Annotated in this window: 20 protein-coding genes; 11 read left to right on the forward strand and 9 right to left on the reverse strand. The window is 69.9% G+C overall.

Features of this window, described 5'->3' with window-relative positions; translation table 11 throughout:
* The 3 genes from ABZS69_RS56165 to ABZS69_RS56175 are packed head-to-tail and all read right to left on the reverse strand — an operon-like array spanning position 1 to position 3,105.
* On the reverse strand, positions 1-846 hold the full coding sequence (locus tag ABZS69_RS56165) for a carbohydrate ABC transporter permease (RefSeq protein ID WP_355389730.1): 846 nt from the start codon (positions 844-846) through the stop codon (positions 1-3).
* Entirely contained in the window at positions 833-1,741 is a 909-nt protein-coding gene (locus ABZS69_RS56170; protein ID WP_355389732.1) for a sugar ABC transporter permease, read from the reverse strand. Before ABZS69_RS56170 ends, ABZS69_RS56165 begins: the two co-directional genes overlap by 14 nt.
* Positions 1,738-3,105 (reverse strand): extracellular solute-binding protein, encoded by a 1,368-nt coding sequence (locus ABZS69_RS56175; protein ID WP_355389735.1) that lies wholly within the window; start codon positions 3,103-3,105, stop codon positions 1,738-1,740. Before ABZS69_RS56175 ends, ABZS69_RS56170 begins: the two co-directional genes overlap by 4 nt.
* A gap of 379 nt (positions 3,106-3,484) precedes the next feature.
* Here ABZS69_RS56175 and ABZS69_RS56180 point away from each other — a divergent pair, with 379 nt between their 5' ends.
* Positions 3,485-4,513: a zinc-binding alcohol dehydrogenase gene (locus ABZS69_RS56180; protein WP_355389737.1), complete on the forward strand. Its 1,029-nt coding sequence runs from the start codon at positions 3,485-3,487 to the stop codon at positions 4,511-4,513.
* Between the two features lie 2 nt (positions 4,514-4,515).
* On the forward strand, positions 4,516-5,301 hold the full coding sequence (locus tag ABZS69_RS56185) for a sugar phosphate isomerase/epimerase family protein (RefSeq protein ID WP_355389739.1): 786 nt from the start codon (positions 4,516-4,518) through the stop codon (positions 5,299-5,301).
* A 1,184-nt stretch (positions 5,302-6,485) separates the two neighbouring features.
* On the opposite strand, the gene ABZS69_RS56190 is transcribed toward ABZS69_RS56185, so the two are convergent.
* Both ABZS69_RS56190 and ABZS69_RS56195 read right to left on the reverse strand, forming a co-directional pair.
* On the reverse strand, positions 6,486-7,601 hold the full coding sequence (locus ABZS69_RS56190; protein WP_355389741.1) for a zinc-binding alcohol dehydrogenase: 1,116 nt from the start codon (positions 7,599-7,601) through the stop codon (positions 6,486-6,488).
* Positions 7,594-8,574, reverse strand: a complete 981-nt coding sequence (locus ABZS69_RS56195) for a Gfo/Idh/MocA family oxidoreductase (protein ID WP_355389769.1) — start codon at positions 8,572-8,574, stop codon at positions 7,594-7,596. Before ABZS69_RS56195 ends, ABZS69_RS56190 begins: the two co-directional genes overlap by 8 nt.
* Before the next feature lie 69 nt (positions 8,575-8,643).
* Between ABZS69_RS56195 and ABZS69_RS56200 the strand changes: the two genes are divergently transcribed.
* Both ABZS69_RS56200 and ABZS69_RS56205 read left to right on the forward strand, forming a co-directional pair.
* Complete coding sequence (locus tag ABZS69_RS56200; protein WP_355389743.1) at positions 8,644-9,615, forward strand: glucosyl-3-phosphoglycerate synthase; 972 nt, start codon at positions 8,644-8,646, stop codon at positions 9,613-9,615.
* Entirely contained in the window at positions 9,612-10,727 is a 1,116-nt protein-coding gene (locus tag ABZS69_RS56205; RefSeq protein WP_355389745.1) for a glycosyltransferase, read from the forward strand. Before ABZS69_RS56200 ends, ABZS69_RS56205 begins: the two co-directional genes overlap by 4 nt.
* A gap of 63 nt (positions 10,728-10,790) precedes the next feature.
* On the opposite strand, the gene ABZS69_RS56210 is transcribed toward ABZS69_RS56205, so the two are convergent.
* Positions 10,791-11,585: a universal stress protein gene (locus tag ABZS69_RS56210; RefSeq protein ID WP_355389747.1), complete on the reverse strand. Its 795-nt coding sequence runs from the start codon at positions 11,583-11,585 to the stop codon at positions 10,791-10,793.
* Positions 11,586-11,663: 78 nt separating this feature from the next.
* Between ABZS69_RS56210 and ABZS69_RS56215 the strand changes: the two genes are divergently transcribed.
* The gene (locus tag ABZS69_RS56215) at positions 11,664-11,966 is read left to right on the forward strand and encodes a hypothetical protein (RefSeq protein ID WP_355389749.1); all 303 of its coding nucleotides are present in this window, start codon (positions 11,664-11,666) and stop codon (positions 11,964-11,966) included.
* A 92-nt stretch (positions 11,967-12,058) separates the two neighbouring features.
* Positions 12,059-12,592 (forward strand): phosphatase PAP2 family protein, encoded by a 534-nt coding sequence (locus tag ABZS69_RS56220; RefSeq protein ID WP_355389751.1) that lies wholly within the window; start codon positions 12,059-12,061, stop codon positions 12,590-12,592.
* 108 nt (positions 12,593-12,700) lie between these two features.
* Here the strand turns inward: ABZS69_RS56220 and pip are convergent, their stop codons facing one another.
* On the reverse strand, positions 12,701-13,666 hold the full coding sequence (gene pip / locus ABZS69_RS56225; RefSeq protein ID WP_355389753.1) for a prolyl aminopeptidase: 966 nt from the start codon (positions 13,664-13,666) through the stop codon (positions 12,701-12,703).
* Between the two features lie 44 nt (positions 13,667-13,710).
* On the opposite strand from pip, the gene ABZS69_RS56230 reads away from it, so the two are divergent.
* Positions 13,711-14,622, forward strand: coding sequence for a threonine/serine dehydratase (locus ABZS69_RS56230; RefSeq protein ID WP_355389755.1), 912 nt, complete (start codon positions 13,711-13,713; stop codon positions 14,620-14,622).
* On the opposite strand, the gene ABZS69_RS56235 is transcribed toward ABZS69_RS56230, so the two are convergent.
* Positions 14,619-15,191 (reverse strand): hypothetical protein, encoded by a 573-nt coding sequence (locus ABZS69_RS56235; RefSeq protein ID WP_355389757.1) that lies wholly within the window; start codon positions 15,189-15,191, stop codon positions 14,619-14,621. The two genes, ABZS69_RS56230 and ABZS69_RS56235, sit on opposite strands and share 4 nt — an antisense overlap.
* A 285-nt stretch (positions 15,192-15,476) precedes the next feature.
* Here ABZS69_RS56235 and glgX point away from each other — a divergent pair, with 285 nt between their 5' ends.
* Genes glgX through treZ form a run of 3 tightly spaced genes read left to right on the forward strand, consistent with a single transcriptional unit; the run spans position 15,477 to position 21,397 of the window.
* Positions 15,477-17,570 carry a glycogen debranching protein GlgX gene (glgX, locus tag ABZS69_RS56240; protein WP_355389759.1) on the forward strand — a complete coding sequence of 698 codons (2,094 nt, stop codon included), beginning with the start codon at positions 15,477-15,479 and terminating at the stop codon, positions 17,568-17,570.
* Positions 17,563-19,692 (forward strand): malto-oligosyltrehalose synthase, encoded by a 2,130-nt coding sequence (gene treY / locus ABZS69_RS56245; RefSeq protein WP_355389760.1) that lies wholly within the window; start codon positions 17,563-17,565, stop codon positions 19,690-19,692. Before glgX ends, treY begins: the two co-directional genes overlap by 8 nt.
* The gene (treZ, locus tag ABZS69_RS56250; RefSeq protein ID WP_355389762.1) at positions 19,682-21,397 is read left to right on the forward strand and encodes a malto-oligosyltrehalose trehalohydrolase; all 1,716 of its coding nucleotides are present in this window, start codon (positions 19,682-19,684) and stop codon (positions 21,395-21,397) included. The genes treY and treZ overlap by 11 nt, the downstream gene beginning before the upstream one ends.
* Before the next feature lie 174 nt (positions 21,398-21,571).
* Here treZ and ABZS69_RS56255 read toward each other — a convergent pair whose 3' ends face one another.
* Positions 21,572-22,891, reverse strand: a complete 1,320-nt coding sequence (locus tag ABZS69_RS56255; RefSeq protein WP_355389764.1) for a serine hydrolase — start codon at positions 22,889-22,891, stop codon at positions 21,572-21,574.
* Between the two features lie 467 nt (positions 22,892-23,358).
* Here ABZS69_RS56255 and ABZS69_RS56260 point away from each other — a divergent pair.
* Positions 23,359-23,572, forward strand: a 214-nt coding sequence (locus tag ABZS69_RS56260) for a hypothetical protein (protein ID WP_355389765.1), incomplete at its 3' end; no start/stop codon positions are given.

Raw genomic sequence — 23,572 nt, forward strand, 5'->3', positions numbered from 1 at the left:
CTATCCCTTCTCTGCCCCTGCCGTGAGGCCCTCCGTCAGCAGTCGCTCACTGGCGAAGAACACGATCACGATGGGCAGCGTGAGCACCACCGAACCTGCCATCAGGACCGTCGTGGGGATCTCTATGCTCCCCGCCAGCTGCGAGAGGCCCAGGGACACCGTCCAGCTCTCCCGCTTCTCCACGAGGAAGAGCAGGGCGAACAGGAACTCGTTCCACGCGATCATGAACGCGTAGAGGCCGGTCGCCATCAGCGCGGGCTTGGACAGCGGCAGCACCACGCGCCAGATGGTCGAAAGCCTCGTGCACCCGTCGATCGCGGCCGCTTCCTCCACGCTTTGCGGCACGGTCTCGAAGTAGTTGCGGAGCATGTATACCGTGACGGGCACGGTTTGCGCGATATACACGAGGATCAGTCCGAAAAGCGATCCGCGCAGCCCGAGCATCGTGAACAGCACGAAGAGGGGGATGGCCAGCACGATCGCCGGGAACAGGTACACCGCCAGGAAGAGGAAGTGCACCTGCCGCCGCCCGAAGAAGCGCAGCCGCGCGACCGCGTACGCGCCCGGGATCGAGATCAGCAGCGTGGCCGCCACCGAGGCGAGCGCGACGATCGCGCTGTTCTTCAGGAAGCTCAGGAAGCCCTGCCGGGTCAGCACGTCCACGTACGTGTCCAGGGTGAAGCCGCGCGGCCAGAGCGAGCCCGGATCCAGGATCAGCTCCTGGATGTCGCGCACGGACAGCATCACCATGTAGAGGAACGGGAACGCGGTGGCCGCGAACAGGGCCAGGATCACCAGCGGCTTCAGCACCCGGAGGAGCCCCCGCTCGAACCTATCTCTGCTCACCTTCACCCCCGCCGAAGAACCGCAGGTAGACGGCCAGGAACCCGACCAGGAAGACCGCCAGCACGATCGCCTGCGCGGCCGAGGCGCCGATGTCGTCGCGGGCGGTCAGGAAGTTGTAGACCCGCACGCTGACCACCTCGGTCCCGGCCCCGCCGCCGGTCAGCAGGTAGACGTCGTCGAACTTGGTGAACGTGAACACGAACCGCAGCACCGACAGCAGCGCGATGATCCGCCAGAGCTGCGGCATGATCACGTACCGGAACCGCTGGGTCGGCGTGGCCCCGTCCACGACCGCGGCCTCGTCCAGCTCCGCGGGCAGCGCCTGCAGCCTGGCCAGGATGAACAGGAACGCGAACGGGAAATACCGCCACGCCTCGAACGCGATCACCGTGAACAGCGCCACCGGCACCCGCACGCCCAGCAGCTCGCCCCTGGCCTGGCTGAGGAACGCGATCGGCTCGCTGAGCCAGGTGTTGACGATGCCGTACTGGGGGTTGAGCATCGTCTCCCACAGGAACGCCACGGCCACGACCGGCGCCACGTACGGGATCAGGATGGAGGCCCTGACCAGGGTCCGCCCCCTGAACCTGTCACGCAGCGCCAGCGCGGCCACCAGCCCGATCGCGATCGACAGCGCGGTCCCGGCGACGGTGTAGACGAGCGTGTTGACCAGGGACGACCAGAAGCCGGGCTCGGAGACCACGTACGAGAAGTTCTCCAGCGTGTAGTGGCCGAAGACGCCCGCCCGCCGGATGTTGATCAGTCGCGCGTCCTGGAACGCCAGCATGATCGCCCACGCCAGCGGCAGCACCACCACGACCAGCGTGATGACCAGCGTCGGCGAGATGAGCGCCAGCCCGGCCCGCCCCTCCTGCTGCCGCAAGGTGCGGGTCACTGGCGGATCCCGCGCTTGATCGTCTCCACGTCGGCCTTGGCCTGGGCGGCGGCGGCCTGCGGGGTCAGGGAGCCGTCCACGACCGCGCTGAGCGCCTTGGGTACGGGCAGCTCGCCCATGGTGGCGCCGACCAGCTTGGCCTGCCCCTGCGGGATCCCCCAGCGGGCGAAGGTGTCCGGGCTCCTGCGCAGGGCGTCGAGCACGTCGGCCGGGTAGATGTCGGCCAGCGGCTTCTTGGTGTCGACCCCGGCGGGCAGCTTGTTCCACTTGTCCTCGAAGCCCTTGCGGGTCGGGAACTTGCCCTCGGGCGCCATGCCGATCCAGCGCTCGTAGCCCTCGTTCATCATGTAGGAGACGAACTTCGCCGCGGGATCCTTGGCGGCGTCACGGGTGACCGCCCACGAGACGATCTCGCCGTACTGCGCGGGCGCGCTCCCGCCGGGCCCCTTCAGCGCCGTGACCACGCCGGTGTTCTTGGCCAGCCACTCGGGGTCGGCGCGGCACTCCCGGCAGCTCGGCAGCGCGTCCTTACGCAGCCCGGCCAGCTCGTCGAGGATGAACGACGACCAGATCGTCATGGCCGCCCTGCCGGCGAAGTAGGTGGCCCGGGTGGAGTCGACGTCCTGCTTGCCCTTGACGGAGTAGTCCTTGGCGAGCTTGCCGTAGAACCCGAACGCCTGCACGCACTGCGGCGAGTCGAGGGTGACGTTTCCGGAGCCGTCGACTAGCCGGCACCCGTTGGCCAGCGCGACGTGCTCGAAGCTCTGCGCGGTGAACGAGTCCTTCGGCGCGATCGCCAGCGTGATGCCCGCGACCCCACCCGTGTTGAGCTTGGCCGCCGCCGCCTCCAGCCGCTCGTACGTGTCGGGCGGCCGCAGCCCGGCCTTCTCGAACAGGTCCTTGCGGTAGAGGATCAGCTGGGCCCACCCGTCGCTCGGCACCGCGAGCAGCTTCCCGCCCGAGCTGTCGAGCTCCAGGGCCCGCGGCGAGAAGGAGTCCCGGCCGAGCTGGTCGACGACCTTGCCCGGCGTCTCGGTGTCGAGCAGGTCGTTGGCCTCCAGCTCGCGCACCGCCGCCAGCGGCAGCGCGCCGATCACGTCCGGCAGGTCGCCGGCCGCGGCGGCGGCCGTCACGGCCTGGCTGAACTGGTCCTCGGCCATGGCGACCAGCTTCACCTGGATCCCGGTCCTCTTGGTGAAGTCGGCGGCGATCCGGCTCTGCACGGCCATCCGGTCGTTGAGGTTCTCTTCGGTCCAGACGGTGATCTGGTTTCCGGCGGACGACTCGCCACCGTCGCCGCACGCCGCCAGCGAAGCGGCTGTCAGCAGCGCGACGGAGAGGACGGCGGTTACCTTCTTCGGCATGGCACGCTCCTCCGATTCGGGGATATGCCGCCCTTACCCTCGCCATGACCTTGGCAACGTTCGGTAGTCGATAACGAGACCGGTCTGTACCCACTCCGTGCCTACAACACCTAAAAGTGGATCTTTGCCGCAAAAGATCTACTTTTGGGGGATTTCGGTCATCCGGAGGTCACCGCACTTGCTAGAAAGCCCAGGTGTGCGGCCAGGTGGGCATTGTCGGTAAGGTCGCTTTCCGGAAGACACGCTGGCAGAAACCCCAATTTCACCAGCCGTCCCCGGCGGAAGTCGTAGACTTAAGACTGTTACGAGCGCAACTATCGTATGCAAACAAGTACTAAAGCTTTGACTTTTGTTTGATCATTGAGCGTAAGTGTGGGGAATGCGCGTCATCACGTTCGAGCAGCCAGGCCGTGTCCGCGTCAGCCTGGAATCGCCAGCCGACCTTGCGCCGGGTTCCGTACGAGTCCGTACGATCTACTCCGGCGTCTCGGCAGGCACGGAGCTCACCGCCTATCGCGGCACAAATCCATATCTCAACCGCCATTGGGACACTGAGCGCCGGCTCTTCGTCGATGGCCAGACGCACGCCTACCCGCTGACCGGCTGGGGCTACCAAGAGGTCGGCGAGGTCGTGGAGGCCGCGCCCGACGTCGCGGACCCGCCGGTGGGCAGCCTGGTGTGGGGCATCTGGGGCCACCGCGCCGAGGCCGTCGTGCCGGCCGAGAAGCTGGTCGGGCACGTGCTGCCGCCGGGCGCCGACCCGCTCACCGGCGTGTTCGCCCGGGTCGGGGCCATCGCGCTCAACGCCGTGCACTCCGCGGACGTGCACCTCGGCGACCAGATCGCGATCTTCGGCCAGGGCGTCATCGGGCTGCTCGCCACCCGCCTGGCCGTGCTGAGCGGCGCCAGGGTGGTCGCTGCCGACGCCATCCCCGACCGGCTGGAGCTGGCCAGGAAGTTCGGCGCGGCCGAGGTGTTCGACGTGCGCGCCGGGTCGGTGGCCGAGCTCATGCGCAAGCGCGTCGAGGGCGCCGACACCGTCATCGAGCTGAGCGGCACCCACCAGGGCCTGCACGAGGCCATCAGGACCGTGCGCAAGGGCGGCCGGGTCGTGGCCGCCGGCTTCTACCAGGGCGACGGCGTCGGGCTCCGGCTGGGCGAGGAGTTCCACCACAACCAGGTCCAGCTCGTCTCCTCCCAGATCGGCGGCGTGGCCTCGTGGCTGGCGCACCGGTGGGACGTCGAGCGCCTGCAGCGCACGTTCATGGCGCTCGTGCACGAGGGCCAGGTCGAGGTCGGCGAGCTGATCAGCCACGTCGTCCCCGTCGAGAGGGCCGAGGAGGCCTTCGACCTGATCGACAAGCACCAGTCCGAGGTGCTCCAGCTCGTCTTCACCTTCGAGGAGTGACAGTGAAGCTCGCCGTACAGGAGCAGCTTCTGCCCGGCCGCACGCTGCAGGAGAAGTTCGCGTTCGCGCTCGATGCCGGGTTCGACGCCATCGAGCTGCGCGGCAAGGGCGATTTCCACTTCGCAAGCCGCCTGACGGAGCTCAAGCGGGCGCGGGCCGACGGCGTGATCATGCCGACGGTGTGCGTGGACATGCCGCACTTCATCGGCGACTTCGACGCGGCCAAGCGCAAGGACGCCATCCAGCAGCTCAGGTCGCAGCTCACGGTGATCGCCGAGCTGGGCGGCATGGGCGTCATGACGCCTGCCTCCTGGGGCCAGTTCTCGCTCCGGCTGCCGCCGTTCGAGCCGCCGCGCAGCGCCGAGGAGGACCGCGAGGTGCTGACCGAGGCGCTGGGCATCCTGGGCGAGCACGCGCAGCGCAACGGCGTGCTGATCATGCTCGAACCGCTCAACCGGTACGAGAACCACATGGTCAACACCCTCGCCGAGGCCGTCTCCTACTGCTCGATGGACTCGATCAGGGTCGTCGGCGACACGTACCACATGAACATCGAGGAGGACGACCCCTGCCGCTCGCTGGCCGAGGCCGCCCCCTACCTCGCGCACATGCAGATCAGCGAGTCCAACCGCAACCAGCCGGGCACCGGACACATCGACTGGGGCGCGCAGCTGGCCACGCTCGACGCCGTCGGCTTCGACGGCTACCTCGCCCTGGAATGCCGCCTGCGGGGCGAACCTGAGATCGTCCTCCCTCAGACCGCGGCTTTCGTCAGGAAATACCTATGATCCTGCGCGACGCCGTGCGTGTCCTGGTGGCCAACTGGGACGGCAGCTACACGGTTCCCTCCCGCCGCCTGTATCCGCACCAGTGGAGCTGGGACTCCGCCTTCATCGCGATCGGGAACGCCCAGTGGTCGCCGCGAAGGGCCAGGATCGAGCTGCTCTCCCTGTTCGGCGCGCAGTGGCGCGACGGCAGGGTGCCGCACATCGTGTTCAACCCCGCGGTGCCCGAAGGGGCCTATTTCCCGGGGCCCGAGTTCTGGCAGGCGCACGCCCCCTCCGGGGCCGCGACCTCCGGCATCGTCCAGCCGCCGGTCCACGCGCTGGCCGCCTGGAAGACGCACCTGGCCGAGCCCGACCCGGCGTTCCTGCGCCGGATCTACCCCCGGCTCGTGGCGCAACAGGAGTTCCTGCGCGCGGCCAGGCGCTCCCCCGAGGGGCTGATCTCGATCGTGCACCCCTGGGAGTCGGGCATGGACAACAGCCCGGCCTGGGACCTGCCGCTGCGGGCCGTACGGCCCGACACCGTGGGCTTCGTGCGCAGGGACCTCGCCACGGTCAGCGCCGACGAGCGGCCCACCGACCGCGACTACGAGCGCTACGTCTCGCTCGCCCGCGCCTACCGCGACTCCGCCTACCGTAGTCCGGGGGAGTTCCAGGTCGAGTGCCCCCTGTTCAACGCCGCGTACGGCGTGGCCGAGTCGACGCTGGCCCGGATCGCGCAGGTGTGCGGCCTCGACCCCGAGCCGCACGAGCGCGAGGCGGCCGCGATCACCGCCGCCATGGTCGAGCACCTCTTCGACGGCGGTCTCTTCCAGGCCCGCGACGTGCGCACGGGGCTGCTGCTCCACTCCAGTAGCACCGCCGGGCTGACCCCGCTCATGCTCCCGTACCTGCCGGACGAGGTCGCCGACGCGCTGATCGGCACCGCGCTCGACCGGTTCTCGCTCAAGGACGGGGCGCTGCCCAGCTACTCTCCCTCGGCGGCGGAGTTCGACCGGGCCCGCTACTGGCGCGGCCCGAGCTGGATCAACCTCACCTGGCTCGTCTGGCAGGGGCTCAAGGACCGCCGCTCCGACCTCGGCGCCCTGGTCGCCGACGGGATGGTCAACGCGGTCGCGCAATCCGGCTTCCGCGAGTACTTCGACCCCTTCAGCCTGCACGGCCACGGCAGCCACGACTTCAGCTGGTCAGCCGCCCTCATCCTCGACGTGGTCGCTGAGCACGGCCTGGACGGTCTGGCGGCGTCCGGCCGCGAGGTCGGACAGGAGCTCAGGGGCCTCGGCGAACCCGACGACGTCGGTGATCACGTGCTCGCGTAGCCGGCTGCCGTACCGCCTGAGCAGGGTGATCGTCTCGTGCGAGAGCCGTTCCCTGTCCCAGGCGTGCGACAGGCCGCGCGGCACCCGGCCGATCTGGGCGCAGCGCAGCGTCAGCCCGTTGTGGTGGAACTCCTCGCCCAGCCGCACCTCCTGCGCGCCCTGGGTGTAGAAGGCGAGGTCCACCAGCGTGCCCTGGGGGCGGAGCATCCTGAGCCCGAGGGCCAGCGCCCTGGTCTGCCCGCGGCACTGGAACACCACGTCGGCGCCCCGGTCGTCGCGGGCGTGCCGCCAGCGGCGCTTCAGGTCCACGGCGGGATCCCCGTCGGGATCCACGTCGGCGGCCAGCACGTTCGCGCCGAGCGCAGCGGCGATCGCCAGCCTGGCCGGGGTCTCGTCCACGACCACGACCTCGGCCGCGTCGCAGGACATGGCGAAGCACGCCGTCAGCAGCCCCACGACGCCCGCGCCCACGACCGCGACCCGCCGCCCGCGCACGCCGTCGCCGAGCTGCTGCACTGCCGGGCCGTGCAGGTCGTGTGCGGCGTGCAGAAGGCCGTTGGCGCAGATCGGGCCCATGTGGGCGACGTAGACGCCGAGCATGGGGTCGAGGTCGTCCGGCAGCTCCACGAACCGGTCGGCCATCGGGTCCGCGACGTACGCCGTGCGATGTCCGTAACACATCGCGACCAGCGCGCCCTCGCTCACCGCCCGTGTCCGCGTCTCGACCACCAGGCCGACCTGCATGTAGCCGATGCCGCGCACCGGGTAGGCGATCGACGGCGTGCCCTCGGTGAACAGGCCGAGCGCCGGGTCCCAGGTCGAGGCCAGGTAGGGGTTGGTGCCCTTGACGTAGGTCAGCTCGGTGCCGGCCGAGACCCCGCTGTGGGTGGTGGCCAGCATGAACCCACCCTCGGGGATGCCGGGCAGCTTCTCCTCGATCAGGCACACCTCGCCCGGCGCTTCGATACTGAGCACATTACCCATCCAGCACCACCGGCCTCCGTTCCGCGGCGGATTGTGCGAGGGCCAGCGCCAGGCGGTGGGTGCGTAGCGCCTCCCCGTACGGTACGCGTACGTCGGCGTCCTTACCCTGCACCGCGTTGATGAACTCCCGGTCCACGCGCGTCTTCGCCTGGCCGTCGTCCTCGATCACCCGCTGGCCGTCCACCAGCAGCCGGGTCTCGCTGAGCTCCAGCGCGAGGCCGTCGGCGCACACCTCCAGCCCCACCCGGTGCTTCTGGGTGAGCAGGCAGGAGGTGGCCAGCAGCCCGGCCGCGCCGCCGGAGAAGCGCAGCACCGCGGCCGTGGCCCTGTCCACCTCGCCGTCGCTGTGGTTGGCGGCGGGTACGGCGTGCACCATCGACACCTCGCCCACCAGGACCCGGGCGAGGTCCAGGACGTGGACCGCCTGCTCCACGATCTGGCCGCCGGACATGTTCGGGTTCAGCCACCACGCGACCGGCGGCACCTTGTCCAGCCAGTGGCCCAGGGCGAGCCGTACGGGACGTTCGGCGAGCAGGTCACGGGCGTGTTCGATGATGTCGAGATAACGCCAGTGATGGCCGACCGCGGTCGGCAGAGATCTTCGCTCGATTTCGGACGCGATGATTTCTGCGGTTTGGAGGTCGAGCGAAAGGGGTTTTTCCACAAAAAACGGTAGATTGCACGACAGAACATCATGTTCGGGGTTACCGTGCGCGAAAGGAGGCACACAGACGTAAACAGCATCGAGACCGCCGGCGCTGAGTAGGTCGGCATGGTCTCCGTAGGCGGGGGCCCCGTGCCTGGAGGCCAAAGCCTCGGCCCTGTGGAGATCTATGTCGGCGATTCCCGCGATCGTGACATCTGGGAAGCCTGACAGTACATCTGCGTGGCGAGCGGCGACATTTCCGGCACCTATGATGCCGACGCGGGTCGTTGGGGACACATTCCGGCATATGCCACATCTGATCGCCATCAAACAAAGACGTTCAAAGGCGCATAGATCGGGCAGAAGTCGTGACCTCGTGAGATCGGGGCTTACTGCATGGAGAAAAACCTGCGAGCCTTGGCCAGAGTCCAGGAGTGGTACGGTCCACACTCGAGCACGGCAGCCGAGTGGCCGGTCGACGCCTTGATGTTGGCCAAGGGATCCACCACGGTAAGTGTCGTTCTACCCGCTCGTGACGAAGAGTTCACAGTGGGTGACATCGTCCGTGTGATCCGCCGTGACCTCGTCGAACGGGTGCCGCTCGTCGACGAGATCCTCGTCGTCGACTCCAACTCGATCGACGCCACCGCCGACCGCGCCCGCGAGGCGGGCGCCCGCGTGGTGGCGCAGGACCAGGTGCTCTCCCACCTGCCGCCCCTGACGGGCAAGGGGGAGGCGCTGTGGAAGGGACTGGCCGCCTCCAGCGGCGACATCGTCGTGTTCGTGGACGCCGACCTGCTCAACTTCGGCGCCCACTTCGTCTCCGGCCTCGTGGGGCCGTTGCTGGTGGACCGTGACATCCACTTCGTCAAGGCGAACTACGAACGTCCGTTCACGGGCGAGGACGGCGTGGTGCGCCGCGCCTCCGGTGGCCGGGTGACCGAACTGGTCGCCCGGCCCCTGATCAATATGTTCTGGCCGGAGCTGGCCGGGTTCGCCCAGCCGCTCGGCGGCGAGTACGCGGCCAGGCGCGAGGTCCTGGAGCAGGTGCCCTTCGTCACCGAGTACGGCGTGGAGTTCGGTCTCCTCGTCGACCTGCTCCAGCTCGTCGGCCTGGACGCGATGTCCCAGGTGGACCTGGGCAGCCGTACGCACACGCACCAGTCGGTGAGCGCGCTCGGCCGGATGGCCGGGCAGATCATGCTCACCGCCTGGTCCCGCCTGGAGCGCCAGGGGCGCGTTCTGGCGGCTCAGCGCCCCGCGCACACGATGCTGCAGTTCGGGATCGACGGGGCGGACCTGGTGGACATGGCCGTGGCGGAGCGACCTCCGCTCGCCTCCCTCGTACCAGAGGAGGATGTGGCATGAAAGTCCTGGTCAACGCGGGGCCGTGGCTCGCGGTCCCGCCCCCCGGCTACGGTGGGATCGAGAACGTCGTGGCCACGCTGGTGCCCGCGCTGCGCGAGCGCGGCGTGGAGGTCGTCCTGGCCTCCGTCGGGTCCAGCACGCTCGAGGTGGACGAGCTGATCAGCGTGTACGACGATGGCCAGTTCGCCGAGTTGCAGAAGCCGTACAACCAGGTCATGGGCATCGCGCACGCCCACCAGAGCAGGGTGGCGGCCGAGCTGCGCGCCCGCGGCGACATCGACCTCGTCCACGACCACCTCGAGGTCGTCGGGCCGGCGGTCCTGTCGGCGTTCGGCGGGCCGCCCGTCCTGCACACCCTGCACTGGGACCTGCGCAAGCACTCCGCGTTCTACGGCGCGTTCCCGCCGTCGATCGCGGTCAACGGCGTCTCGGAGTCGCAGCTCGCCCGCGCCCCCGACGCGCTGCGGGCGGCCTCGCTCGGAGCGGTCTACCTGGCCAGCCCGCTCGCCGACCGCGACGTGCGGGTGGACCGGGGCGAATATCTGGTGGTGATGGGCCGGATCTGCGGGCTCAAGGGCCAGCACGTCGCGGCCAGGATCTGCCAGAAGCTGGGGCTCCCGCTCGTCCTGGCGGGGCCGGTCAGCGGCCGGAACACCCCCGCCGAGCTGGACGTCGTGGTCCAGGACCCGTACCACCCGCTGAACAGCCACCCCGACGTCCGCTACCACCTCGACCAGGTGTCCCGTTACCTCGACGGGGAGCTGGTCAGGTGGGTCGGCGCCGTGGGCGGCGAGGCCAGGGACCAGCTCTACGCGGCGGCCAGGGCCGCGCTCTTCCCCATCCAGTGGGACGAGCCCGGTGGCACGGCCGTCGTCGAGGCACTCGCGCTCGGGGTGCCGCCGGTCGGGCTGCGGCGCGGTTGCCTGCCCGAGATCATCGACCACGGCCGCACCGGCTTCCTGGCCGACTCCGAGGAGGAGCTGGCGGAGTGGGTGCTGCGGGTGGACGAGATCGACCCTGAGGAGTGCCGCAGGGACGCTCGCAGCCGCTTCTCGCCGTCCGTCATGGCGGAGCGCTACCTGGAGCTGTACGAGGCCGCCACGGCCCGCTGACCTCGTGCCGCGCTGAGAGGCGCCCGAGCCGGCTCCGGCTCGGGCGCCTCGTGGTGCCTAGGGTCAGGCGAAGCCGCGGGGGAGCACGATGACCGGGCACGGCGAGGCCCGCAGCGCCTTCATGGCCAGCTCGCCCAGGAACACCCGGTGCGGCTGCGCGTCCTCGCTGGCCGCGCAGATCAGCAACTCACCCGGCAGCCACTCCACGTCCGCGAGCGCGGCGGACACGTCGTGCCCCTCGGCCACCTCCGCCTCCGCCTCGATCCCGGTGGTCTCCCAGGCCAGCCGCACGGCCAGCGCGAGGTCGTCCCTGAGCTTGCCCGGATCCTCCGTGCGCAGGTCGAGGGTGATCAGCCGGAGCGGGATGCCCAGCCGCAGCGCCGCCTGCGCCATGCGCTCCACCGCCTCGTCGCACTGCGGCCGGTGCACGTACGCCAGCGTCAGGCGCCCGGGCCCGTCGACCGGGACGTATTGGGCGGGCGCCAGCATGACCGCCTCGGACGACAGGTGGAGCAGGTGGTTGGAGGTGGCGCCGATGGCGATGCGGCCGTGCTGGCCGCCCTCCGCCGAGCCGACCACGATCAGGTCGGCCCTGATCCGGCTGGCCAGCACCGACAGCCCGCGCCCCGTGCCCCGGCTCTCGTAGGTGAGGTAACCGGCCGGGACGGACCCCAGCTCCTCCGCCGCGTGCGCCAGGTTGGCCTGCGCCTCCACCGCCTGCCCCGGGCTGCCCGGCGGGTAGATCGTGGCGATCGTGAGCTCTCCGCCGGTGACCCGCGTGATCGCCGCGCCGAGGGCCAGGGCGTCGCGCCCGCCCGGTGCGTTCGTGTATCCGACGATCACGTGCTCTCCGATCACGAATGCCCTTCTACCCGCTCTGAGCTGGGAATACGCGGCCTTGATCGGAACGTTGTAAACCATTGGAGGCGCAAAGAAGTGAAGATCACTCTTGACACCAGTTTCAACGGGGCGCTCGGTCCGGTCACGCTCCGTGACGCGGTTCAGCAGCTCAGAGAGCGCGATCTGGCCTGCACGGTGGCCGCGGACACCGTCGATCAGAAGGCGACCATCTTCTCGGCCTGCGTGGAGCGCGGGTTCACGCCGCTCCGCAGCGAGATCATGGCCGCTTACTACGTCGCCGAGCTCGACGCCACCTCTGAGGCGTTCGACCGGGGGCTCATCACCAGGGACGAGCTGGAGACCCAGCGGGCCACCCTGGCGCGCCTGATTCTTTCTTAGGACATTTCCCGACTTTCGGTCTCATGGTCGAGGTGTTTGACGTCGGGAGTTCGTAAGGTCGTGTCCATTGCCCATTCACGGATTGGACACACGTGTACCGCGACATCGTCGACTTCGCCCTGACCACGCCCGGGTGGCTGCACACCCTCGCCGAAGTCGGGACGGATGCCGGGTTATTCCTGTTCGTGGCGCTGTTCGCGGCGGCCGCGTTCCGGGCGTGGCGGGCTCCGGCCCGCGACCTGGCACTGGTGATCGCGGGCCCGGCCGGGGTGGTGTTCGCGTACGTCGTGAGCGAGGTCGTCAAGACCGTCGTCCGGGAGCAGCGGCCGTGCCGGGGCGGGATCACGACGATCTCCGCCTGCCCGCCCGCGGGCGACTGGTCCTTCCCCAGCAACCATTCGGTGATCGCGGCCGGGGCAGCCGCCACCCTCGTGCTCGCCTGGCGGGCGCTCGCGTGGGTGGCGCTGCCGCTGGCGGCGCTCATGGCGTTCTCCCGCGTCTTCGTGGGCGTGCACTACCCGCACGACGTGGCCGCGGGGTTCCTGCTCGGCCTGGTGCTGGCGCCGCTGTTCGCGCTGCTGGTGGTGGGCGCCGTCACCCCCGCGGTACGGCTCGCGCGGCGTTGATTGGCCGAGCTGCGCTCGGCGGGCTGGGGTGGATGTCCTCGCTACGCTGCGGATCCACCGGCGTTGACTGGCCGAGCGCTGCTCGGCGGGCTGGGGTGGATGTCCTCGCTACGCTGCGGATCCACCCCAGCGGTCTGTCGCTTCAATGAGCCGGTCCAGGATGCCCGGCTCGGTGAAGGCGTGCCCGGCGTCGTGGATCATGTGGAATTCGGCCTCGGGCCAGGCCTTGTGCAGGTCCCAGGCCGTCGCCGCGGGCGTGCAGGCGTCGTAACGGCCCTGCACGATCACGGCGGGGATGTGCCTGATCCGGTCGACGTCCCTGATGAGCTGGTCGGGCTCGAACCAGCCGCTGTGGTGGAAGTAGTGGTTCTCGATGCGGGCGAAGCAGACGGCCAGCTTGTCCTCGCCGAACTCCGCGACGAGCTCGGGGTCGGGCAGCAGCGTGATCGCGCCCGCCTCCCACTGCGCCCACGCCTTGGCCGCCGTAAGCCTGGCCTCGGTGTCCGGCCCTTCGAGCCGCCTGCGGAACGCGGCCATGAGCTCCCCGTGCTCCTCCTCGGGGATGGCCGCGAGGTAGGTCTCCCACTGGTCGGGGAACAGGTAGCAGGCGCCCTCCTGGTAGAACCAGTGCAGCTCCTGGGGGCGCAGCGTGAAGATGCCCCGCAGGATCAGCTCGGTCGTGCGGTCGGGGTGCCGCTGCGCGTAGGCCAGGGCCAGCGCGCTGCCCCACGAGCCCCCGAACACCTGCCACCTGTCGATGCCGAGGTGCTCGCGCAGCCTCTCCATGTCGGCCACGAGGTGCCAGGTGGTGTTGGCGGCGAGGTCGGTGGCCGGGTCGCTGGCGTGAGGCAGGCTGCGGCCGCAGTTTCGCTGGTCGAACAGGACGATTCGGTAGCGCTCCGGGTCCCACTGGCGCCGGTGCTTGGCCGAGCAGCCGCCGCCGGGGCCGCCGTGCAGCATGACGGCGGGCTTCCCGTCGGGATTGCCGCAGACCTCCCAGTAGATCTGGTTGCCGTCCCCGACGTCCAGCAGGCCGGACTCGTAGGGTTCGATGGGCGGGTACAGCGTTCTCATAGTCCCCGATCCTGCCTCATCCGGGCGGCCCGTAGGGTGACCGCATGGAGCTGGTGACGATCGACGACATCCGGGCGGCGGCCGGGCGGATCAAGGGCGTGGCGGTGCGGACACCGCTCGTGCGGATGGGCGAGGCGTGGGTGAAGCCGGAGAGCCTGCAGCCCGTCGGGGCGTTCAAGCTGCGGGGCGCGTACAACGCCGTGGCCTCGCTGCGGCCCGACGGCGTGGTCACGCACTCGTCCGGCAACCACGGGCAGGCTCTGGCCTTCGCGGCCAGGGAGTTCGGGGTGCCGTGCGTGGTGGTCGTGCCCGAGGGGGCGCCCCGGGTGAAGACGGCGGCCATCGAAGGGTGGGGCGCCGAGGTCGTGGTCGTGCCGCCCGAGCAGCGCGAGACCACGGCCGAGAAGCTGGCGGCCGAGCGCGGGCTGACGCTGGTGCCGCCCTACGACCACCGGGCGGTGATCGCGGGGCAGGGCACCGTCGGGCTGGAGATCGTCGAGGATCTGCCCGACGTCGAGGTGGTGCTGGTGCCGGTGGGCGGCGGAGGGCTCGCCTCAGGGGTCGGCACGGCCGTCAAGGCGCTGCGGCCCGACGTACGGGTGATCGGGGTCGAGCCCGAGCTGGCCGCCGACGCCGTGGAGAGCCTGGCCGTCGGCCGTCCCGTCGAGTGGGGGGCGGCCCGGACGTTCAGGACCATCGCCGACGGGCTGCGTACGGCGCTGTCGGAGCTGACCTTCGCGCACCTCAGCCGGCGGCTCGACGAGATCGTCACCGTGTCGGACGACGAGATCAAGGCCGCCATGGGCCACCTGGCACGCTCGGCCCGGCTGGTCGCCGAGCCGAGCGGGGCGGTCACCACGGCGGCGCTGCTGTCCGGCAGGGTCGCGACCGGGCGCACGGTGGCCGTGCTGTCCGGGGGGAACGTCGACCCCGAGCTCTACCGGCAGGTGGTCTAGGCCCACTCGTGGCGCGACAGGAACGACCGGTCGCCCGTGGCGTACTCGTTGAAGGCGGCCTGCACCTCCGCCAGCTCCGGCACCATGGTCCGGATGAGCGTGCCCTCCTTGTACTCCAGCTCGTAGCCGGGCGACACCTGCAGGAAGTGCCGCCCGAAGTTGACCAGGGCCACGAACGGGTTCTGCGCCGACAGCGTGGCGAGGACGTCGTGGATCAGGCCGAGGTCCGGGTCGTGGACGATCATGCCGTCGCCCGTGTGGAGCTGCATGCCCTCGTAGACCCCCAGGGGCGCCACGTTGTGCACCAGGTCGCGCTGAGGGTCGTAGCAGACCAGCCCGTGCGCCCGCGCGATCGTGAGCACCTGCGCGGACATCTCGTCCATCGTGTCGAGGTCCATCGTCACCAGCACGTGGCCCGGATAGAGCGTGACCTCCCCGGGCAGCTCCTTGGCGACGTCGGGCGCACCCCCCGTCACAGGGAAGGTCCGCTTGACCGCCAGATAGGTGGTGCGGGCCTGGTCCCTGCTGATGGGCACCGGCTCGTCCCACACCATCAACTCAACGCTCATCGGTCCATCTTGACGGACGGGCACCGTCCTCGCGCGACACAGCGCCCATGTGCCGCAAAGCCGTGCCGGACAAATCTACGCAGCCTTCTACTTATCCGGCGAACGTAGCCAGGATCGGCGGCGGCGAACATGCTGGAGGCGTGGGCCGCCCCCGATACCGCGCCGTCGGGGGTGGCTCACCCCGTTCAACTGGAATAACGACCTGGTGAGGGTGGGAAGGAACAAAGCGGCTTGTCCGGGTGAGCGGGGGAACGGAACATGGGGAGAGACCGCAAGGGAGCCTCGATGATCGAGATCTGGCCGGGAGACCCCTATCCGCTCGGGGCGACGTACGACGGCGCGGGCACGAACTTCTCGCTCTACACCGAGGTCGCGGACGCGGTCGAGCTGTGCCTGTTCGACGAGGGCAACGTCGAGGCGCGGGTGTCGCTGACCGAGGTCGACGGGTTCATCTGGCACGGCTACCTGCCGGGGATCGGGCCGGGCCAGCGCTACGGCTACCGCGTCCACGGCCCGTACGAGCCGGCGCGCGGGCTGCGCTGCAACCCGGCCAAGCTGCTGCTCGACCCGTACGCCATGGCCATCGAGGGCGGCGTGACCTGGAACGAGGCGGTCTACGGCTACCGGTTCGGCCAGCCCGACACGCGGAACGACGCCGACTCGGCCCCGTACGTGCCGCGGTCCATCGTGATCAACCCGTTCTTCGGGTGGGGGCACGACCGGCCGCCCGCGACGCCGTACCACGACACCGTGATCTACGAGGCCCACGTGCGGGGGCTGACGATCAGCCACCCCAAGATCCCCAAGCACCTGCGCGGCACGTACGCGGCCCTGCACCACCCCGAGATCCTCGACCACCTCACCAAGCTCGGCGTCACGGCGGTGGAGCTCATGCCGGTGCACCAGTTCGTGACCGACGACATCCTGGAGCAGCGCGGCCTGTCCAACTACTGGGGCTACAACTCGATCGGGTTCTTCGCGCCCCACAACCGCTACTCCAGCCAGGGGCAGCGCGGCGGGCAGGTGCTGGAGTTCAAGGCCATGGTCAGGGGGCTGCACGAGGCGGGCATCGAGGTCATCCTCGACGTCGTCTACAACCACACCGCCGAGGGCAACCACCTCGGGCCCACGCTGGGGCTCAGGGGCATCGGCAACCCCGACTACTACCGGCTGGTCGAGAACGACCCGCGCTACTACGTGGACACCACGGGCACGGGCAACAGCCTGCTCATGCGCTCGCCGCACGTGCTGCAGATGATCATGGACTCGCTGCGCTACTGGGTCATCGAGATGCACGTCGACGGGTTCCGCTTCGACCTCGCCTCGACGCTGGCCCGCGAGCTGCACGAGGTCGACCGGCTGAGCTCGTTCTTCGACCTGGTGCAGCAGGACCCGGTGCTGTCGCAGGTCAAGCTGATCGCCGAGCCGTGGGACGTGGGGCCGGGCGGCTACCAGGTCGGCAACTTCCCGTCGCGGTGGACGGAGTGGAACGGCCGCTACCGCGACACGATCCGCGACCTGTGGCGCGGGCAGCCGGCCACGTTGCCCGAGTTCGGGTCCAGGTTCACCGGGTCGAGCGACCTCTACCAGGACGACAGCCGCCGCCCCGCGGCCTCGATCAACTTCGTCACCTGCCACGACGGCTTCACCCTGCAGGATCTCGTCTCGTACGACGTCAAGCACAACGAGGCGAACAAGGAGGGCAACCGCGACGGCACCGACGACAACCGGTCCTGGAACTGCGGCGAGGAGGGCCCGGCGGGCGACGCCGTCGAGGCGCTGCGCGAGCAGCAGAAACGCAACTTCCTCACCACGCTCTTCCTGTCGCAGGGCGTGCCGATGCTCTCCCACGGCGACGAGCTCGGCCGCACGCAGCAGGGCAACAACAACGGCTACTGCCAGGACAACGCGCTCACCTGGGTCGACTGGTCCGACGTGCGGGAGAACTGGCTGCTGCTGGAGTTCACCCAAAGCCTGGCCGCGCTGCGGAAGCGGCATCCGGTCTTCCGCCGAAGGCGCTTCTTCTACGGCAAACCGGTACGCGGCCTCAACGACATCGCCTGGCTCACGCCGTCCGGCGAGGAGATGACCGACGGCGACTGGAACGTCGGATACGCGAAGTCGCTGGCCGTGTTCCTCAACGGCGACGCCATCACCGAGCCCGACCGGCGGGGGCGCCCGATCCGGGATGACTCGTTCCTGCTGCTGTTCAACGCGCACTACGACACGATCAAGTTCACGATCCCCAAGGACTACGGCGAAATGTGGCACACGGAGATCGACACGGCCATGCCGATCATGCTCGACGCGCCGATGTGCCGCGGCGGGGAGGCCATCGAGGTGCCCGGACGCAGTGTGCGGGTGTTGCGCCGTGTCTAGGCCGGCCTCCACCTACCGGGTGCAGCTGACCCCCGACTTCGGCTTCGCCCAGGTGGCCGAGATCGCCGGCTACCTGCGCGACCTCGGCGTGAGCCACGTCTACCTGTCGCCGATCCTGCAGTCCACGCCCGGGTCGCGGCACGGCTACGACGTCACCGACCACTCCAGGATCAGGGAGGAGTTCGGCGGGGCGACGGGCTTCAGGGAGATGGCGCAGCAGCTCGCCGCCCATGACCTGGGCATCGTGGTGGACATCGTGCCCAACCACATGAACACGGTCAACGCGCAGGTCTGGTCCGTGCTCAAGGACGGGCCCGCCTCGCCGTACGCGAGCTGGTTCGACATCGACTGGAACGCCGGGAAGGTCGCGCTGCCCGTGCTCGGGGACGACACCGAGCCGTACGTGGACGGCGACGTGGTGCGTTACCACGAGCACACCTACCCCTACCCCGGCCACTACCGGCTGGTCGGCTGGCGCGAGGGGCCCGGCTACCGGCGCTTCTTCGACGTGTCCTCCTTAATCGGCCTGCGGGTGGAGGATCCGTCGGTGCTGTTCGCCACGCACGAGGTGATCTTCTGGCTGCTCGACGAGGGGCTGGTGGACGGGCTGCGCGTCGACCACCCCGACGGGCTGGCCGACCCGCGTGGCTACCTCGAACGGCTGCGCGCCAGGGCGGGCGAGACCTGGACCGTGGTCGAGAAGATCCTCATCGGGCCCGAGCGGCTGCCGGGCGACTGGGCCTGCGACGGCACCACCGGCTACGACGTGCTCAACCGGGTGAACGGCCTCTTCGTCGATCCCGACGGCAAGGCTCCCCTCGTCCGGCTCTTCGCCGACCTGACCGGGCAGCCTTCCGAGTACCGGCCCGTGATGGCGCAGGCCAAGCGGGAGGTGCTCGACCTGTTCTTCGGCGCCGAGGTCGCGCGCCTGGCCAGGGCCGCCGGGCAGGACCCCGCCGCCGTGCGCGAGCTGCTGGCCGCGATGCCGGTCTATCGCGCGTACGTGGTGCCCGGCGAGCCGCCGCCGCCCGAGTCCGTCGAGATCGTCGAGCTGGCCGCCGAGGCGTGCTCGCCCGCCGTGCTGCCGCTCGCCCGCGAGGTCCTGTACGGCTCGGACGAGGCGATCGTGCGGTTCCAGCAGTCGTGCGGGCCCGTCATGGCCAAGGGCGTGGAGGACACGGCGCTCTACCGGTGGTTCCCGCTGGCGTGCCTCAACGAGGTGGGCGGGGAGCCGGACGGGTTCGGGGTGGCGGTGGAGGACTTCCACGACTTCTGCGCCGAGCTGCGGCCGTACACGATGACCACGTTGTCCACGCACGACACGAAACGGTCGGAGGACGTGCGGGCGCGGCTGTCGGTGCTGGCGGAGCTGCCCGAGGAGTGGGCCGCGGCGGTGGCGTCGTGGTCGGCCTCGGTGCGCTTCGACCCCCATCTGGACTATCTGGCCTGGCAGAACCTCATGGCGGCGTGGCCGATCTCGGCCGAGCGGTTCACGGATTACCTGCTCAAGGCGGCGCGGGAGGCCAAGACCGCCATTTCCTGGATAAATCCAGATCCGTCCTATGAGCGTGGGCTGCGGGAGTTCGTGGCCGCGGCGGTGCGGCAGCCGGTCGGCGAGTTCACTGCGCGGATCGAGCCCTACGCCGTGTCGAACTCACTCGGGGCCAAGCTCGTGCAGCTCATGATGCCCGGGGTGCCCGATGTGTACCAGGGCAACGAGACGACCGACTTCTCGCTGGTCGACCCGGACAACCGGCGGCCGGTGATGTACCCCCGCAAACCCGAGACCTCGTGGGACGCGGCCAAGCTGCTGGTCACGACGCAGGCGCTGCGGTTGCGCCGCCGTCTCGGGGGTGCGGCGCCGTACCGGCCGCTGTGGGCGGAGGGGCCGGCGGCGGCGCACGTGATCGCCTTCGCCCGCGGGGAGCGGCCGCAGGCCGTCGCGGTCGCCACCCGGCTGCCCGTGCGCCTGGCCCGGTCCGGATGGGGCGCCACGTCCCTGACGCTCCCCGCCGGGAACTGGCGCGACCTGCTCACCGGCGGCTTCTACACGGGGCGGATCCCGCTCGCGCACCTGCTCGGTCAGTATCCGGTCTCACTGCTGGAGCGACATGATCTTTGAGGTCTGGGCACCGAAGGCCACTGCCGTCGAACTGTCCCTCGCGGACGTACCTCACGCTCACGCGATGTCGCGTGGGGAGGGGGGCTGGTGGTCGGTCGAGGTGGCGGGGGCCTCGCACGGCACACGGTACGCGTACCAGGTGGACGGCGAAGGGCCGTACCCGGATCCGCGCTCGCGGCGGCAGCCGGAGGGGATCTTCGGGCCGAGCGCCGTGTACGACCACGCCCGCTTCACGTGGTCAGACTACGAGTGGAAGGGCCGTGACCTGCGGGGGGCCGTGATCTACGAGCTGCACGTGGGAACGTTCACGGCGGAGGGGACGTTCTCGGCGGCCGTCGAGAAGCTGCCGCACCTGGTGGAGCTCTCGGTCGACTTCGTCGAGGTCATGCCGGTCGCGCCCGTGCCCGGGGGGCGGAACTGGGGCTATGACGGGGTGGATCTGTACGCCGTCAACGAGACGTATGGAGGGCCTGACGGGCTCAAGTCGTTCGTGGACGCGTGCCATCAGGCCGGGATCGGGGTCATCCTGGACGTCGTCTACAACCATCTCGGTCCGTCGGGGAACTTCCTGCACCCATTCGCCCCCTATTTTTCCGGATTTAAGGGCAGTTATTGGGGCGAGGCGGTCAATCTGGACGGGCCGGGCTCCGACGAGGTGCGGCGGTACTTCATCGGCAACGCGGTGCAGTGGCTGCGCGACTACCACATCGACGGGCTGCGGCTGGACGCCGTGCACGCGCTGCACGACCGCCGCGCCCGGCACCTGCTGGCGGAGCTGTCGGAGGAGGTGGACGCGCTGACCTGCTCGGTCGGCCGCCCGCTGTCCCTCATCGCCGAATCCGACCTGAACGACCCGCGCATGGTGCGCTCGCCCGACGCCGGCGGCCTGGGCATGACCGCGCAGTGGTGCGACGACGTCCACCACGCCCTGCACTGCGCGGTGAGCGGGGAGTCCCACGGCTACTACGCCGACTTCGCCTCCCTGTCGGCGCTGGCCAAGGTGCTGACCTCGGGAGTGTTCCACGACGGCACGTACTCGTCCTTCCGCGACCGCGCCCACGGCCGCTCCTTCACGGGCGTGCCCGGCCACCGGCTGGTCGCCTGCGTCCAGAACCACGACCAGATCGGCAACCGCCCCGGCGGCGACCGCCTGCCCGTCCCCGCGCTCAAGCTGGGTGCGGGCCTGCTGCTGAGCTCGCCGTTCACTCCCATGCTCTTCATGGGGGAGGAGTGGGGGGCGCGCACGCCGTTCCTGTTCTTCTCCGATCACGTGGAGCCCGCGCTGCGGGAGAGCGAGGCGGCGCGCCGGGAGCGGGAGTTCGAGGGGTTCGGGTACGTCTGGGACGCGCCCGACCCGTCGGAGGAGGAGACGTTCCTGCGCTCGAAACTGGACTGGAGCGAGGTGAAGGAGGAGGAGCACTGGTCGCTGCTGTGCTGGTACCGCGACCTGATCGCGCTGCGCAAGGCCCTGCCCGAACTCTCCGATCCGCGCCTGGACCGGGTCCGGGTGGAGGTGGACGCGCTGGGGAAGTGGCTGCTGATGTGGCGGGGGTCGCTGGTGGTGGCGGTGAACTTCGCCCAGGAGGCGGCCACGATCCCGGTGACGGCCGGGACGGTGCTCCTGGCCTCGGACGACCCGGTCCTGGCGAACGGCAGATCCCTGCGCCTCCCGGCCCAATCCATGGCCATCTGCAAACACCGGTAGGGCGGGCCCGACGACCTGCGGCCACGGCCCGCTTCGAAACAGCGAGCCCTCCACCGCGATCGGCCCCAAGCCTCAAAGACCACGACCGCGTCGAGCTTGACGGCGCCTTCAGACCGTAGGCGGCTCCGGCCCGCCCGGAGCCGCTACGGATTCAGGGGCTAGGGATTCAGGGGGCTAGGGATAGCGCCGCTTCTCGTAGTCGTCGATGACCTTGCCCAGCTTGGCGAGCTTCTCGGTGAACCAGACGTTCTCGGCACCCGTCGGCGGGCGGTTGGAGTCCACGTACTGGTAGCCGAGGTTGGAGAACATGGCGACGACGTAGGTGCGGCCGCCCTTGCCGGGCAGGGCCTTCACGATGCCCGCGTCGGCGCCGGAGTTGTTCACCCAGCCGTTCTTGTGGGCGTACGTCACCTCGGCCGCGTCGTTGCACGGCCGCACGTCGTGGCCGTACGCGATGCCCTGGCCGGGGACGGTCACGGTGCCGTCGGCGCCGATCCAGCGCGCGGGCGTGAGCTGCGGGATGCCCGGGGCGGGATAGGCGGCGCCGCACCAGTTGGTGGTCGACAGGGCGACGTTCATGCCCTGGTCGCCGAGCTTGCTCTTGAAGAACGTACGGGAGGCGTCACTGAGGACGTCGGCGGTGACGCCGGTGCCGTCGGGAGCCGTCCACAGGGTGCCCAGACCGCCGTTGACCAGCATCAGCAGCTTGGCCGTGTCGAGCGAGCTCATGGTGACGGGGTTGCCCCATCGGCCGCCGGTGCTCGGGTTGGTGTTCTTCAGCTGCAGCGTCTCCAGGCCCAGGTCCTGGAAGGTCTGGTTGAGGCCGTCGACCGCGCCGCGGTCGTGCAACAGCTTGACCATCGCGCAGGCGCCGTTGTTGGACGACCAGGTGAGGGCGGCGTCGAGGTAGCCGGAGATGGTGTTGCTGCTGGCCGGGCCGCACAGCGAGCTGATCGGCGCGATGGGCTCGTAGTTGTAGGTGTCGTCGAGCGAGATCTGGCCCTGGTCCACCAGCCGCAGCACCCCGAAGGCCACCATCAGCTTCAGCACGGACGCGGGGTACGGGCTCATGAAGTCGATGGAGGCGTTCTCCCGGCCCGGCACGATGTCGATGGTGCCCTGCCCGCGGTTGGCGTACCAGCCGGCGTCGTCCCACTGCCGCCAGCGGACGTCGGTGGTGTGCAGGTTGCGGTCGACCGGCACGACCTTCCCGTCCGGATACTGCGGGCTCATCAGTACGGTGCCCGAGGAGACGGGGCGACCGGCCCGGTTCAGCTCGATGACGGTCAGGTCGATCTGCGGCTGCTGCGAGATCGGCTCGGCCGCCGCGACGGCCGCGAGCAGATCCGCCTTCTTCGGCGGCTTCCGCGCCTCCTTGTCGACGCTGTCCTGCCTCAGCGCGTTCAACCCGGCCGCGCCGACCGGCGGATTAGTGTCCAGGACCTGCTCGAACTGCAACTGGTCGAGAGCCTGGCGTAAGCGATTCGCGAGCACACTCGCGGAGCCGTCCTCGGCCGCGGCCGCCGGAGGGGGCGCGACCAAACCACCCAGCAGCACGGCTGCGGCGGCAAGCCCGGCGAGACCTCTACGTCGATTTCTGGATCTTGGGAGGTTCACCGCGCCACTCTAGCCAGCGGTCCGGCGCTCAGCGCAAAATATCTTGAACCAGTTCACCTGATGCCCGCCGACCAGCGGAATCACCCAACCTGCCCCTTGCCGCTCCCGGCCCAACACCGCTCGTCCAGAGGCGCTTCGGCGCGACAAACGTACGGCCGCCCAGCTCTTGAGAGCTCACCACGCCACACCCACCGCTGAAGACCCCTGGGCCTGGCAAGCCGCCACCCCAGACACCCAAAGGCCGGGGCCGCACGGCCCACCATCACCGGTTCGTACGGGACATGCCCCTCCTCGCGCATCCTCGACCGGGCACGCCTCTCACGAAGCACCACACCCCCAGCCTCATGCTCACGACCTCGCCGCCCCAGGCCCTCTACCGACGGCGCACAGGAACTGAGCGCTGCAATACCAACACCGCCCCCGCGCGGCACCTCATGCCCCGCCGCGCCCCGTACCCCGTACCGCCCCGCCGCGCCCCGTACCCCGTACCGCCCCGCCGCGCCCCGTACCCCGTACCGCCCCGCCGCGCCCCGTACCCCGTACCGCCCCGCGCCGCCC

This window comes from Nonomuraea sp. NPDC005650 (genome assembly GCF_040605375.1).
Lineage (GTDB): Bacteria > Actinomycetota > Actinomycetes > Streptosporangiales > Streptosporangiaceae > Nonomuraea.

What these genes read in the sequence shown, in the direction of transcription:
- ABZS69_RS56230 (WP_355389755.1), top strand. Translation starts at nt 13,711, where the DNA reads ATGGAGCTGGTGACGATCGACGACATCCGGGCGGCGGCCGGGCGGATC.
- ABZS69_RS56195 (WP_355389769.1), bottom strand. Translation starts at nt 8,574, where the DNA reads ATGGCGATCAGATGTGGCATATGCCGGAATGTGTCCCCAACGACCCGC.
- ABZS69_RS56190 (WP_355389741.1), bottom strand. Translation starts at nt 7,601, where the DNA reads ATGGGTAATGTGCTCAGTATCGAAGCGCCGGGCGAGGTGTGCCTGATC.
- ABZS69_RS56235 (WP_355389757.1), bottom strand. Translation starts at nt 15,191, where the DNA reads ATGAGCGTTGAGTTGATGGTGTGGGACGAGCCGGTGCCCATCAGCAGG.
- ABZS69_RS56200 (WP_355389743.1), top strand. Translation starts at nt 8,644, where the DNA reads ATGGAGAAAAACCTGCGAGCCTTGGCCAGAGTCCAGGAGTGGTACGGT.
- glgX (WP_355389759.1), top strand. Translation starts at nt 15,477, where the DNA reads ATGATCGAGATCTGGCCGGGAGACCCCTATCCGCTCGGGGCGACGTAC.
- treZ (WP_355389762.1), top strand. Translation starts at nt 19,682, where the DNA reads ATGATCTTTGAGGTCTGGGCACCGAAGGCCACTGCCGTCGAACTGTCC.
- ABZS69_RS56175 (WP_355389735.1), bottom strand. Translation starts at nt 3,105, where the DNA reads ATGCCGAAGAAGGTAACCGCCGTCCTCTCCGTCGCGCTGCTGACAGCC.
- pip (WP_355389753.1), bottom strand. Translation starts at nt 13,666, where the DNA reads ATGAGAACGCTGTACCCGCCCATCGAACCCTACGAGTCCGGCCTGCTG.
- ABZS69_RS56180 (WP_355389737.1), top strand. Translation starts at nt 3,485, where the DNA reads ATGCGCGTCATCACGTTCGAGCAGCCAGGCCGTGTCCGCGTCAGCCTG.
- ABZS69_RS56205 (WP_355389745.1), top strand. Translation starts at nt 9,612, where the DNA reads ATGAAAGTCCTGGTCAACGCGGGGCCGTGGCTCGCGGTCCCGCCCCCC.